Below are 14,247 nucleotides of genomic sequence, written 5' to 3' on the forward strand. Positions count from 1 at the left end.
CCTCGCCGTCAGCGGCTGATCGTCGCCTGCCGGACCACTTCGCCCCACGACTGCTGCGCCAGGTCAGCGACGGACGCCAAGATTTCCGAGGGTGCCAGGGACAGATCAAGCGGGAATTCCACCACATCGATATCGGTGTTGAGGATCCGCCGCAGCTTGATCTCCCCCGCGCCAGGGTAAACCAGCCACGCCGTGGGCACCCTCAGCGAGGTGCAGTACGCGAGCATCCGGTAGTGGTCGCCGGAGAGCGAAGCGCCTGCGTCGGCGGCCGCCTTGTACTTGGCGTCGTACACCATAACGGGCCGGCCGCCCAGCAGGTGCACCGCGCCCGGTTGCACCGTGATCCGGTCCGAATCCCGGACCGCCTCATTCAGCAGGGAGTTGTAGCGCAAGCGCATCTCCCCCGGGTACGCGGCCATGGCCTCGCGCAGCGCCGTGCCGACAAAGTCCTCGAAGACCTTGGACATGTCCACCACGAACGACGCCGAGTGCTGCTTGCCGTCCCCGGCCTCGGCCGAGGCGTTGCGCAGGATGACCTCCGCGAGCCGCAACGCCGCGTGGTACCGCGTGTTCATCCGGTTGGCCCGCCACTGCGGCAGCGGGGCGCCGGACTGCAGCCGCATCACGGCGTCGAGCTTGCACTTCAGCCGACGCAGCCGGCTGAGCACGTCGGCCCGAACCCCCGGCACCTGCGACATCCGTTCGAGGGCCGCGCGCAGGATACGGTTTTCCGGGATGTCCTCGGTGAATTCATCGTAGGAGACCTCGAGCGGGACCAGCAGCCCGGGGCGGCGGGAGATCTGGTCCGAGATCCGGATCCGGCCCTTGACGGTGCGGAGCGACTCGTCAACGTTCAGGTAGCCCTGCAGCACGCCGCGGCTGAGGGCGCGGTCGGCGAGCTGGGCCAGGGACTCGGCCAGGGCACTCCAGAGGTCACTGTCCTCGACGGCGGCCACATCGTCGTCCCGGAAACCCTGGTTCTCCGCGTAACCGAGCAGGAACAGGAGCCGGCGCAGACCCAGCCGCTCCTTAGGCCGTACTTCGAGCTGCACCGAGGGGGTGCGGACGGAGCCCACCGTGCCGACCGGTTCGATCCGGAACAGGCCCATACCCAGTGGTGAGGCCTTGGCCAGGCCGCTGCCATTGATGTACGCGGCGCTGCCGGCGTCGATCCGTTCCACCACTCCCCCGGACAACTCATCCAGGACGATGTGCTGGACGGCGCTGCCTGGGGCAACGCTAGGCGCGCGCAAGGCGGGCCATCAGTTGCTCAAGGCCGAACCGTTCCTCCAGCTGGGCCCGGTTGAGCTGGCCGTGGTAGTGCTCCTCCAGCAGCGGCATCAGCTCGTACTTCCAGATCCGGCGCAAACCGGTGGGCGTCTGGGCGGCCTTCTTCATGAAGTAGGACGGACCAATCATCAGGTCCCGGTCCCACTCGTCGATGGCGTTGTTGAGCTCATCGAGCAGCAGCGCCGGCGTCGTGTCCAGGTCGCGGGCCTGCAGGAAGCGCAGCAACGATCCCTTGACCGGCTCGGTCTTGGGGTGCAGTTCAATGAAGGAGAACCGGCGGCGGATGGCCGCGTCCATCATCGCGATGGAGCGGTCGGCGGTGTTCATGGTGCCGATGATGTACAGGTTGTCCGGCAGTGAGAACGGCTCGGTCGGGCTGTACTGCAGGTAGATCCGGTCGTCGCGGTACTCCAGCAGGAAGTACAGCTCGCCGAAGACCTTCGCCAGGTTGGCCCGGTTCATCTCGTCGATGATCAGGAAGTACGGCTTGCCCTCGTTGCCCGGCTTGGCGGCTTCCTCGGCCAGCCGGCGCAGCGGCCCGGCCACGAGCTTGAACGACACTTGGCCTTCGTCGGTTTTGTCCGGCCGGTAGCCTTCGAAGAAGTCCTCGTAGGCGTAGGAAGGGTGGAACTGAACCAGTTTGACCCGCTCGTCGCTGGTGTCCCCGGCCAGTTCGGCGGCCAGGTGCTTGGCGAGGTAGGTCTTACCGGTGCCGGGCGGGCCGTAAAGCACCAACTGGCGGTTTTCCTCCAGCAATTCGGCGATTTCCTGCAGCGGTTCGAGGTCCATGTGCAGGGATGCGGCGAATTCCGCCGTCAGCGGGCGGAACCCCTCGCACGGTTCGACGGGGGTGTCCGGCTCCGCGCCGTCGCCGGCGTCGGCCTCGGCTTCGGCCGGGAGCAGGGTCTCGAGCGCTTGGATCACCCGGGTGACGTCCACGATCAGGCCGGAACTGGCCAGCTGGCGCTGCACATGGCGGGGCAGCTCCGTCATCGAGTGGACCTCGTCGAACCAGCGGACCTTGCGGCGCAGCCGGCGGTTGTCATCATGGTGTTCGGGTTCGCCCAGCACTACGCCCACGCGGACGCTGCCAGAGTTCTGGTACAGCGTGAGGTCGCCTGGCTTCATGACGGTCAGGAAGGCGAAGACTGCGGTCTTGGTGTCCTCGCGTTCCACATAGCTGAGGTGCTTGTAGTCCTCGTCCACGGCGTGCTGGACCAGGCCCGCGGTCACGCCCGGATCGAGCAGGCGGAGGTGTTCGACGTCGAGCGTCACCGCTTCCTCGTCCTGCCAGGCGGCGAGGACCTCGGCGTTGTCGTGGTGGCTGCGCAACAGCCAGGCGCGGCGGCCAGGGTCGCCCACCTTCCGCCACTGGCTGACCAGCTGGCGGGAATACCAGTCGATCCGCTGGCCGGCCTGTTCATCGAGGTGCAGCCGGATCCGGTGGATGTCCGCGGAGACCTCCGCGTCCGAGTCCCCCTTGGCCCCGCCGACCAGGGAAGCGAAGGCGTCGCGGATTTCCTGGCGTTCGACGTCGGCCACGACGGGTTCGAAGTACGCCGGCCAGACCAGGAATTCGATGCTGCGCCGGATGGCGGGCTGGTCCTCGGGGGTGCCAATGGTGAGTTCGTGGAAGGCCAGCGGATCCTTGATTGCGGCCTGGACGACGCCGGCCGGGCGCTGGGCGACATGCCGGACAAAGCGGCAGAGCCATTTGAGGTGGTCCCAGATGGTCCAGTTGAACTCTGCGGTGCGGTCCCGGATGACGCCGTGGTCCGTCATGCCCGCATAGAGTTCGTCGGGGAGCTCCAGCGGCGGCTCCAGCCAGGACGCGGCCTCGGCGACACGGGCCCGCTTGACCTTGAGCGACTTCACTTCATGGGCCAGCGGCAGCGACTGCAGGAACAAGAGCTCCACGGCCAGCTGCTTCGCCCCGCGGGTGGCGCCCTCCAGGTTTTCGCGGAGGTTGGTCATCATTGGCGCCTTGGGGTCCGGAATGCCCCGTTCCAGACGCTCCAGCAATTCCGAAGCCGCCGCGACCGACCAGGTCCTGGTCCGGCCATCCAGCGGCGACGCTTTGCCGAGCAGTCCCGGGCCAAGCACAAACCACGCCGCGTCTTCGATCTCTTTGGAGATGCCGAGGGCGCGGTGCATGGCGGGCTTTTTGTTGGGGGTCATGCCTTCAATTTACAGGCTTAAGCTGAACGTCCGCATCAAGGCGGTTCCCCACAGCGGAACTTAACTACCGGTGAGTAGCTTCCCTGGCTGCGGCCGATGGCGGGAGTTGAACGGCCGCCGGGGGCTACTTGGCGGCCGGGCGGCGTTTGACGCCGAAGGTGAAATAGGTGCCCGGTCCGACGAAGTTGATCAGGGTGGCTGCCCGCCACAACGCCTTGCTACCGCGGATCTCCTCCGCGGGGCGGCGCGAGATGTCGCGCTGGGCGGCGACCAGTAAGGAAAGCTGGACCACGGCGGCCGTGATGGTGCCGAATTTGGCCATCGGCGAGAGCTCTTTCCAGGTCTTCTTCCGCGCCTTCATCTTGCTTCGCTTGGCCATGATCCGTGCTCCTAGCTGTGATTATGCAGGCTTCCCGCGGGCGTGTTCAGTCTAGGACCGATCCCGCAGCTGAGATAGGGCCTAGTGGGTCTGGCGGGCCGCCACGAAGGGGGCGAGCTTTGCCTTCTGCTCCGTGGTCAGCCGCAGCACACGACCGGTGCCCTCGTCCACGAACGCGAGGTGGCTGCTCGCCTTGACGCAATCCTCGCCGGTGACGGGGTCCTTGACCACGTAATGGATGTCGAAACTGGCCCCCTTGACCGCGCCCACCCACAGTTGCACCACGGCGGGAACATTCCGGTATTCGAGGGTGCGGACGTAGCGGATCTTGTGCTCGACGACCAGCGCCAGCGTGCCCTCCGGGACGTCGTTGAATAGCGACACCTCGGGTTCAATCCCGGGCAGGCCCGCGCCCCGCGGCGGACCGAAGGCCGCGATCCGGGCCTCCTCCAGGATCCGAACGATTTGGACGTTGTTGATGTGGCCGTAGGCGTCCATGTCGCCCCAGCGCATCGGCACTTGGACCTCGAGAACCCGCGGTTCCACGTTGCCCGGGGCCGTCCCGACTCCGGCCCCTGCCACGACCCCGGTTTCGGCCCCGGTTCCGGCGGCCCCGGCGCTCAGCTTCGCACCGCCGTCGGCTCTTCCACGAGCGATTCCTCGGCGTCCTCGCCCGCGAACTGGGACATGTAGAGCCGGTAGTAGGCGCCGCGGAGTTCCAGCAGCTCCGCATGGCGGCCCTGTTCGACGATCCGTCCGGCTTCCATCACCAGGATGGTGTCCGCGTCCCGGATGGTGGAGAGGCGGTGGGCGATCACGAAGCTGGTCCGCTCGGTGCGCAATGCGGCCATGGCCTTCTGGACCAGGACCTCGGTGCGGGTGTCCACCGAGCTGGTGGCCTCGTCCAGGATCAGCAGCGAGGGGTTGGCCACGAAGGCCCGGGCAATGGTGATCAGCTGCTTCTCGCCGGCGCTGACGTTGTTCCCTTCCTCGTCGATGACCGTGTTGTAGCCTTCCGGGAGCGCCCGGACGAACCGGTCCACGAAGGTGGCCTTCGCGGCGGCCATGATCTGCTCTTCCGTGGCGTCCAGCTTGCCGTACCGGATGTTCTCGTAGATGGTGCCGCCGAACAGCCACGCGTCCTGCAGGACCATGCCCACCTTGGAGCGCAGCTCCGCGCGGCTGAGCTTGGTGACGTCGACGCCGTCGAGCGTGATGCTCCCGGCGTTCAGCTCGTAGAAGCGCATCACGAGGTTCACCAGGGTGGTCTTGCCCGCGCCGGTGGGACCGACGATCGCCACGGTGTGCCCGGGCTCGGCGGTGAAGGACAGGTCCTCGATCAGCGGCTTGTCCGGGGTGTAGCTGAAGGTCACGTGCTTGAATTCGACGTGCCCGTCCGTCTTGGCGGGGAGGTGCTCGACGGCGGTTTCGGCGTCCTGTTCGTCGGCGTCGAGGAACTCGAAGACCCGCTCGGCGGAGGCCACGCCGGACTGCAGCATGTTGGCCATACCGGCCATCTGCCCCAGCGGCTGGGTGAACTCGCGCGAGTACTGGATGAACGCCGTCGCGTCGCCCAGGCTCATCCCGCCCGAGGCCACCCGCAGGCCACCGACGACGGCGATCCCCACGTAGCTGAGGTAGGAGACGAACTGCATGACCGGCATGATCATCCCGGACACGAATTGGGCGCCGAAGCTGGCCCGGTAGAGCTCTTCGTTCCGCTCGTCGAAGCGGGCCAGCATGTCGGCGTCGCGGCCAAAGACGCGGACCAGGTCATGGCCGGAGAAGGATTCCTCGATCTGGCCGTTGAGCTCGCCGGTGTTCTTCCACTGCGCGGCGAAGAGCTTCTGGCTGCGGGCGCCGATGATGCCGGCGGCCACGCCGGAGAGCGGCAGGGCGATGAGGGCGATCAGGGCCAGCTGCCAGGACACGATGAACATCATGATCACAATGCCCAGCACGGTCAGGGCGGAGTTGACCAGCTGCGCGAAGGCCTGCTGCAGTGCCTGCTGGATGTTGTCGACGTCGTTGGTGACACGGGAGAGGGTGTCGCCGCGCTGGCGGGTGTCGAAGTAGTTCAGCGGAAGCTTGTTGAGTTTCTTCTCGGTGTCGTCGCGCAGCCGGCGGACCACCCGCATGACCAGCACGTTCAGGACGTAGCCCTGCAGCCAGAGGAAAATGTTGGCGACGAAGTACATCACCAGGACCACGCTGATCAGGAAGGCCAGTTTCTGGAAGTCGATGCCCACGCCGGGGACGACGTCCATCCTGGCCAGCATGTCCGCGAAGTTGTCCTGGCCCTGGGAGCGGAGCCCGGCGATGAACTGGTCCTTGGTGGCGCCGGCCGGCAGCTGTTTGCCGACCACACCGCCGAAGATCACGTCCATGGCCTGGCCCAGGATGCGGGGGGCAATCACGTTGAGGACGACGGCGACCGTCACCATCGCGAGCACGGCGGCGATGCCGGCGCGCTCGGGTTTCAGCAGCCCCATCAGCCGTTTCGCCGAGGGCCAGAAGTGTTGTGCCTTCTTCGCCGGGACCGCACCGAACATGCCGCCGTCGGCCTCGCCGGGGGTGAATTCCTCCTCGTAGAAGTCTTCGTCCGCGGCCTCAGGGGCAACGGCGGTGGCTTCGGAGACGGTTTCGGCGGGCTTCTCGAGGCCAACCTTTTCGTTGGTGCTCATGCGATGGCCTCCGCAGTCAGCTGGGATTCGACGATTTCCTGGTAGGTGCTGGAGCTTGCGAGGAGTTCTTCATGGGTCCCGCGGTCCACGATCCGGCCGTTGTCCAGGACGAGGATCTGGTCCGCGTCCGCGATGGTCGAGACGCGCTGGCCCACGATGATGACCGTGGCGTCCGCGGTCTTGGCCTTGAGCGCCTTCCGCAGCCTGGCGTCGGTGGCGACATCCAGGGCGGAGAACGAATCGTCGAACAGGAAGACCTTGGGTTCGGTGACGAGGGCGCGGGCGATGCAAAGCCGCTGCCGCTGGCCGCCGGAGACGTTCGTGCCACCCTGGGAAATCCGGGCGCCGAGGCCGTTCTTCTTTTCGCGGACGAAGTCGGCCGCCTGGGCCACGGTGAGGGCGTCCCAGAGTTCCGCGTCCGTGGCTTCGGACTTGCCGAAGCGCAGGTTGTGTTCGATCGTGCCGGAGAACAGGTAGGGCCGCTGAGGCACCATCGCGACGCGCCCGGTGATCTCCGCGCGGTCCAGCTGGGTGACGGGGACGCCGTCGAGCAGCACTTCGCCGGAGGCGGCGTCGAAGAGCCGCGGCAGCAGCGCCAGCAGGGTGGTCTTGCCGGCACCCGTGGAGCCGATGATCGCAACCGTCTGGCCGGGCTCGGCGGTGAAGCTGATGTCGCTGAGCACCGGCGCCTCGGCGCCCGGGTAGGCGAAGGAGACATTCCGGAACTCCACGCGGCCGGCCTTGGCGGCCGGCGCCACCGGGGCGAGCGGTTCGTGGATGGAGGGTTCGACGTCGAGCACCTCGCCGATGCGGTCCGCGCACACCGAGGCGCGCGGGATCATCATCGCCATGAACGTGCCCATCATGACGGCCATCAGGATCTGCAGCAGGTACTGCAGGAACGCCGTCAGCGAACCCACCTGCATCTCTCCGGCATCCACGCGTTGGCCGCCGAACCACAAAACGGCGGCGGTGGAGACGTGCAGGATCATGCCGATCGCCGGGAACATCAGCACGAACAAGGCGCCGATCTTGAGCGAGACGTCGGTGAGTTCCTTGTTGGCCGCCCCGAAGCGCTGCGTTTCGTGCGGCTCACGGACGAAGGCACGGACCACGCGGATGCCGATGATCTGCTCGCGCAGGATGCCGTTCAGCCGGTCAATCTTGGTTTGCATGGAGCGGAAAAGCGGCATCAGGCGGACCACGAGGTACCCCACCACAACCACCAGCAGCGGGACCGAGACCCAGACCAGCCAGGACAGGTTGAGGTCCTCACGCAGCGCCATGACGATGCCGCCGATGCACATGATGGGCGTGGCCACCATGAAGTTCAGCCCCATCAGCATGAGCATCTGGACCTGCTGGACATCGTTGGTGCCGCGGGTGATCAGCGTTGGGGCGCCGAAGACGTTCACGTCACGGGCGGAGAAGCTGCTGACCTTGCGGAAGACGCCGCGGCGCAGGTCCCGGCCGAAGGCCATCGCGGCCTTGGAACCGAAGTACACGCCCGCGATCGCCGTGACCACCTGGACCAGCGCTACCCCGAGCATCAGCCCGCCGGTGCGCCAGATGTAGTCTGTGTCGCCGCGGGAGACGCCCTCGTCGATGATCTGGGCGTTCAGGCTGGGGAGGTACAGGGCCGCAATGGTGGAGGCCAGCTGGAAGATGACGACGGCCGCAATATACGGCAGATACGGCTTGGAATAGCGCCGTATGAGGGTGACAAGCATGCCCACGGGTCCTTAGGAATTCATGAAGCGCAGAGGAGGAAAACAGGAGTTGATCAAAGTATTAGCGGATGGGGCCGACAGCCTCAGCTGTCCCACTCTACGAAATCCCCCGCCGGGGTGAAACCTCCGGCTTCGGATATCGGCCAATCGTTGTACATAAGTTTTTTGTTGGCCACCGTCAGGCTCCCGGGGAGGCCAAAAACGGCCCCGCTGCTCCCCTGCCGGGGAGCCGCGGGGCCGTCGTCGCTGGCGCGTCTACTCGCCGCGGTGCCGGCCGTGCGTGGCGATGTAGTCGGCCGCCGCGCGCTGCAGCTTGCGTTCCTTGGCGAGCTGGCGCCGCAGGGTGGTGAGCTGCTCGGCCACCCGGGCCTGCTCGGTGGCGATGGCGCGCTGTTCCGCCGCCTGCTCGTGGACGGCACGCAGGGCCTCCGCGAGCTGCACCTGCTGCTCGGCCAGCAGGTGCTGGGTCTGGAGCAGCAGCGGCACGACGTCGGCCTCGTCGGCGCGGGCCTCCGCCACCATGGTCCGGGCCCGCAGCCGGGCGCCTTCGCGCTCGGCCCTGGCTTCGCCGTCGCCGTTCTGGCGGTTCTCCTGGCCCAGCCGCGCGGCATCCGGGAAACGGGACCCGTTGGCGCGCTGCCGGCTCAGGACCTCGATGAACTCGCGGTCCAGGTCGACGATTCCGGTGGCGGGATCTTCTGTTCCGTCAGCGGCACCAACACGATCCGCAGCCGCCGCGTGGGCTGCCGCTCCGGCAGCAGTTTCGACGCCTGCGGCGGTTCCGGAACCGGTGACGGCGGCGGACGCGGCAGCCTCCGGCCGAATGTCCACCGTGCGGCGCAGCGGCTTTTCCTTGATGAACAGGATGGCCACAAGCGCCACCAGGCCGATGATGGCCGAGATCAGGAAGACCTCTGCAATCGCGTCACCGTAAGCGGCCCGCATGATGTCGCGGATCGGTGCCGGCATGTCCTTGAGGTCCATGCTGGCCCCGGCAGATCCCGCCGGGACCTTGATTCCGGCGGCGGCGAGGCCCTCGAGGGCGAGATCCTTGACCCGGTTGCCCAGCACGGCGCCGAGGACCGAGACGCCGATGGCGCCGCCGACGGAGCGGAAGAAGGCAACCGAGGCGCTGGCCGTGCCGATGTCCTTGGCCTGGACCGTGTTCTGGACGGCGAGGACGAGGTTCTGCATCAGCAGGCCCAGGCCGATGCCGAGGATGGCGGTGTAAATGCCGGTCAACCAGAGCTCGGTGGTGTGGTCCATAGTGCCGGCGAGGCCGAGGCCGCCGATCAGCAGGATTGCGCCCGCGATCAGGTAGCGCTTCCATTTGCCGGTACGGCTGATCAGCTGGCCGGAGAGCACCGAACCGATCAGGTTGCCCGCGATCATGGGAAGCGTGAGCAGGCCTGCTTCGGTCGGGGTGGCGCCGCGGGCCACCTGGAAGTACTGGCCCAGGAAGGTGGAGGAGCCGAACATGCCGACGCCGACAGCCACAGAGGCGAGGATAGCCAGGGCGGTGGTGCGCTCGGAGATGATCTTGAGCGGGATGATGGGCTGTGCCACCTTGGATTCCACCAGTACCAGCAGGCCCAGGAGCACGATGCCGCCGCCCACCATGGCAACCGTCTGCCAGGACCACCAGTCGTAGTAGTCGGGGTTGCCGGCGAAGGAAACCCAGATCAGCAGCAGGCTGACGCCGGAGGTCAGCAGGATGGAGCCGAGCCAGTCGATCTTGGCCGGGCGCTTGACGTGCTGGATCTTCAGCGTGACCTGCAGCAGGATCAGGGCGACGACGGCCAGCGGGACGCAGACGAAGAAGGTCCAGCGCCAGCCGAGCGGGCTGTCCACGATGAAGCCGCCGAGCAGCGGGCCGCCGGCGGTGCCGACAGCCATGACGCCACCCATGTAGCCGGAGTATTTGCCACGGTCACGCGGCGGGATCATCGAGCCGATGATCGCCTGGGCCAGCGCGGTGAGGCCGCCCATCGCGATGCCCTGGATGACGCGGGCGGTAAGCAGCAGCGGGATGGTCTCGGACAAACCGGCCATGACGGAGCCGGCCACGAAGATCACGATGCTGAGCTGGACGAGGACCTTCTTGTTGAAGAGGTCAGCGAGCTTGCCCCAGATGGGGGTGGTGGCTGCGTTGGCCAGCAGGGCGGCCGTGATCACCCAGGCGAAGTCCGTCTGGGTGCCCTTGAGCTCGGACATGATGGTGGGCAGCGCGTTGGCAACGATGGTGCTGCTCAGGATGGCGGTGAAGAACGCCGCCAGCAGGCCGGTCAGCGCTTCCATGATCTGCCGGTGGCTCATGGCCACCTGCGGCTCGGAATGGTGCTGGGCGGGTTGCGTCGGCGGGGTGGGGGCCGGGGATGGCCCGGCGGCGGCAGCGTGGCTGGCCATAGAATTACTCCTCAACAAAGTTGGTCGTGTCGGTGGATCCGGCCGTCTTTGCCCGGGCTGAAGTCCTGAGGGATTCAGCTAGTTTTTTCAGGGTGCGCGAGGTCTCTTCGACGTCGTCCTCGCTCCAGTCCTGCAGGAAGCCCTGCAGGGTCGCGGCGCGCTGCGCCTCGATGGAACGCAGCTTCTCAGTCCCGGCCGGCGAGAGCGCAATGAGCTGCGCGCGGCCGTCCTCGGGGTCCGGCCGGCGGACCACGTAGCCCTGCTCGAGCAGTTCCGAGAGGTGCCGGCTGAGCACGGGAGCGCTGACGCCGAGCCGTTCCGCAAGCTGCGTGGCACGGGTTTCGCCCTCCCCCACGAAGCGCAGCACGCCTTGAAGCGCGACGCCGGTATCGTCGCCGCGGAGGTTTGCCGCCGCGACGCACCGGACGGCGCGCTGAAGATCGAAGATTTGGTGGACCAGCTTGGCTGCAGTGGTCGATGCAACTGACATGTTTTGAAAGCCCCTTACTTACTTGCCCGAAGCAACAATACTATAAATTGATTGCTTTGGGAAACTAAGAAGCGATCCCTGTGGGGGCACCGCACACAAAAGGCCCCGGATCCGGGTGGATCCAGGGCCTGTTGAGTACCTCCGCGGGTTTAGACGTCCAGGTGCGTCGGGGCGAACATCTTGAGCAGCGTTTCGACGACGACGACGTTCGGCCCGTCGGCCTCGAAGCCCGCCTTCAACGCCTCCCCCACGTCCTCGGGCGCTACCCGGACGGCCGGGACGCCGAATGCCTCGGCCAGTTTGACGAAGTCGGGACGGGCCAGCTCGGTGGCTGTGGCCTTGCCGAAGGCGCCCACCATGTATTCGCGCAGGATCCCGTAGCCGCCGTCGTCGACGATCAGCCAGGTGACCGGGACGTTGTGCTGCTTGGCGGTGGCCAGTTCCGAGATCGAGTACATGGCCGAGCCGTCGCCGGAGACCGCGAGCACGCGGGACGAACCGCCCGGCGTCCCCGTGGTTTCCAGGCCCACAGCGCCGCCGATGGCTGCCGGGAAGCCGAAGCCCAGGCCGCCGGCGCCCTGGGCGGAGTGGAACTGGCCCTCGCGGGCGTCCCAGCAGCTCCAGGCCCAGTAGGCGGAGATGGTCATGTCCCAGAAGGTCTGCATTTGCGCGGGAACGGCTTCGCGGATGTCCGCCATGAACTTCAGTTCCTTGGCGAGGTCCTGGGATTCCAGCCGGGCCTTGACCTTGGCCAGGGTGTCCTTGACCAGCTCCTGGGGTGAGCTGCCGTGCCAGTCCGGGCGGGCATCGGTCGGCGAGGCAGCCAGGGCCTCGTCGAGCGCGGCAAGCGCCTGGCCGGCGTCGGCCCGGATGCCCAGGCCGGGTCGGTTGGACTCGAGGACGCGGGGTTCGGCGTCGATCTGGATGATCCGGCCCCGGGGTTCGAAGGTGAAGTAGTTGGAGGTGACTTCGCCGAGCGAGGAGCCGATCACGATCAGCACGTCGGCGTCCTCGAGCAGCTCCGTCATGTACTGGTCCTCGATCCAGGACTGGAGCGAGAGTTCATGATTCCAGGGGAAAGAGCCGTTGCCGCCGGGGGTACAGATCACCGGCGCGTGCAGCTTTTCCGCGATGGACAGCAGCGACTTCTCCGCGTGGCCGCGTCGGGTGCCGCCGCCGGCGATGATGGCCGGGCGCTTCGCCTCCGCGAGCCACTTCACGGCTTCGCGGACCAGCTCCACCCGGGGCGGGTTGTCCGCGGCTTCGGCGAGCGCATCCTCCACCGGCGGCACCATGATCGGGTCCAGCAGGACGTTCTGCGGGATTTCGATCCACACCGGCCCCTGCGGCGAGGAGATGGCCTCGGTCCAGGCATCCTGGATGGCCGAGGGGATGCCGGACGCGTGCTGGATCAGCCGCTGGCTCTTGGTGACGTTGGCGGCCGAGGCCTTCTGGTCATCGAGCTGGTGCAGCATGCCTTTGCGGCGCGCGCCGAGTCCTTCGAGCGGAATCTGGCTCGCCACGACCACCATCGGCACACCGGTGGCGTAGGCCTCCTGCAGCCCGGCCAGGGAGGTCAAGGCGCCGGGACCGGTGGAGAGGAAGAGAACGCCGACCTCACCGGTGGCGCGGGAATAGCCGTCCGCGGCGAAGGCCGAGTTGTTTTCCACCCGCGAGGAGACGAAGTGCAGGTTTCCCCGGCCCATGGCGTCGAAGAGTCCGAGCGCGTGCTGGCCTGGGATGCCGAAGACGGTCTTAGCTCCGAGCGCCTCGAGGGTTTCGACGACGAGGTCGCCGCCGTTGCGCACGCCGGTCACTGGGCTGCCCCGGCCTCGACCGGGGTGGCCGCCGATGCGGTGAAGCCGGCCGGCCGGCGGGTCTCGCGGCCGAGGGCCTGCGCCGCGTAGCCGTTCGGAGCGCCGCTCCGGTCGCCCTCGAGCGCGCTGTCCGCCATCAGGGTGACTAGTTCGTAGGCGACGTGGCTGGCGGCGACGCCGGTGATCTCGGCGTGATCGTACGCCGGGGAAACCTCGACGACGTCGGCCCCCACCAGGTTCATGCCGCGGAAGCCGCGGATGATTTCGAGCAGTTCGCGGCTAGTGATGCCGCCGGCCTCCGGGGTTCCGGTGCCGGGCGCGTGGGCGGGATCGAGGACGTCGATGTCCACGGAGATGTAGAGCGGACGGTTGCCGATCCGGTCGCGGACCTTGGCGACGGTTTCCAGCACGCCCTGGTAGTAGACGTCGGCGGAGGTGACGATGCCGAAGCCGAAGCGGTGGTCGTCGTCGAGGTCCTTCTTGCCGTAGAGCGGGCCGCGGGTGCCGATGTGGCTGATGGCCTCGGTGTCCAGGATGCCTTCCTCGACGGCGCGGCGGAAGGGGGTGCCGTGGGTGTACTCGGCACCGAAGTAGGTATCCCAGGTGTCCAGGTGCGCGTCGAAGTGGAGCATGGCGACGGGCTGGCCGGCGCGTTCGGCGGCGGCGCGCAGCAGGGGCAGCGCGATGGTGTGGTCTCCGCCCAGGGTCAGCAGCTTCCCGCCGGATGCGGTCAGGTCCAGCGCGTTCTGCTGGATGGTCTCGATCGCCTCGTTGATGTTGAACGGGTTGACGGCCATGTCCCCGGCGTCGGCGACCTGGATGTTCTCGAAGGGGCTCACGTCCCAGGCCGGGTTGTACGGGCGCAGCAACCGGCTGGCCTCGCGCACATGGTTGGCGCCGAAGCGCGCGCCGGGGCGGTAGGACACACCGGAGTCGAAGGGCACGCCGACCACCGTAACGTCGGCTTTGGCCACCTGGTCCAGCCGGGGCAGGCGGGCGAAGGTGGCGGCGCCGGCGTAGCGCGGGATGCGGGAGGAATCGATGGGGCCTAGGTTGCCATTGGCCTCGATGCGCAGCTCTTCCAAGGGAGGAGTCTCCTTCAAAGGTTTGTCCGACGGGTGTGACTGCCATCATACACTCGGAGTTGCCCGTCGCGCATCAGTTGTTTACAAACTACCGCGCGCTTCCACTGCCCTATTCCCCCCGGGCCGGGCGTTCCTCCCCAGTTACTCGCGGCTGCAGCCCCCGCCGCCCGGCCCGGCCCGCCGGGTTC

10 protein-coding genes are annotated in these 14,247 nt (G+C 67.3%); all 10 read right to left on the bottom strand.

Features of this window, described 5'->3' with window-relative positions:
• Positions 1-8: 8 nt before the first annotated feature.
• Positions 9-1,253, bottom strand: a complete 1,245-nt coding sequence (locus AC1DNC_RS14960) for a 5-methylcytosine restriction system specificity protein McrC (protein ID WP_476863319.1) — start codon at positions 1,251-1,253, stop codon at positions 9-11.
• A complete protein-coding gene (locus AC1DNC_RS14965) occupies positions 1,240-3,468 on the bottom strand; it encodes an McrB family protein (protein ID WP_476863320.1) in 2,229 nt (742 codons plus the stop codon). Before AC1DNC_RS14965 ends, AC1DNC_RS14960 begins: the two co-directional genes overlap by 14 nt.
• Before the next feature lie 124 nt (positions 3,469-3,592).
• Positions 3,593-3,847, bottom strand: coding sequence for a hypothetical protein (locus tag AC1DNC_RS14970; protein ID WP_476863321.1), 255 nt, complete (start codon positions 3,845-3,847; stop codon positions 3,593-3,595).
• Between the two features lie 81 nt (positions 3,848-3,928).
• Positions 3,929-4,360, bottom strand: a complete 432-nt coding sequence (locus AC1DNC_RS14975; protein WP_476863400.1) for an acyl-CoA thioesterase — start codon at positions 4,358-4,360, stop codon at positions 3,929-3,931.
• A 107-nt stretch (positions 4,361-4,467) separates the two neighbouring features.
• Positions 4,468-6,399, bottom strand: coding sequence for an ABC transporter ATP-binding protein (locus AC1DNC_RS14980; protein ID WP_476863401.1), 1,932 nt, complete (start codon positions 6,397-6,399; stop codon positions 4,468-4,470).
• A gap of 128 nt (positions 6,400-6,527) precedes the next feature.
• Entirely contained in the window at positions 6,528-8,261 is a 1,734-nt protein-coding gene (locus AC1DNC_RS14985; protein ID WP_476863322.1) for an ABC transporter ATP-binding protein, read from the bottom strand.
• 255 nt (positions 8,262-8,516) lie between these two features.
• Entirely contained in the window at positions 8,517-10,577 is a 2,061-nt protein-coding gene (locus tag AC1DNC_RS14990; protein ID WP_476863402.1) for an MDR family MFS transporter, read from the bottom strand.
• A gap of 94 nt (positions 10,578-10,671) precedes the next feature.
• On the bottom strand, positions 10,672-11,157 hold the full coding sequence (locus tag AC1DNC_RS14995; protein ID WP_476863323.1) for a MarR family winged helix-turn-helix transcriptional regulator: 486 nt from the start codon (positions 11,155-11,157) through the stop codon (positions 10,672-10,674).
• Positions 11,158-11,306: 149 nt separating this feature from the next.
• Complete coding sequence (locus tag AC1DNC_RS15000) at positions 11,307-12,974, bottom strand: thiamine pyrophosphate-binding protein (protein WP_476863324.1); 1,668 nt, start codon at positions 12,972-12,974, stop codon at positions 11,307-11,309.
• Positions 12,971-14,059 (bottom strand): agmatinase, encoded by a 1,089-nt coding sequence (speB, locus tag AC1DNC_RS15005; protein WP_476863325.1) that lies wholly within the window; start codon positions 14,057-14,059, stop codon positions 12,971-12,973. The genes AC1DNC_RS15000 and speB overlap by 4 nt, the downstream gene beginning before the upstream one ends.
• Positions 14,060-14,247: the final 188 nt, after the last annotated feature.

The sequence above is a fragment of the Arthrobacter sp. 01N442 genome (assembly GCF_056399345.1).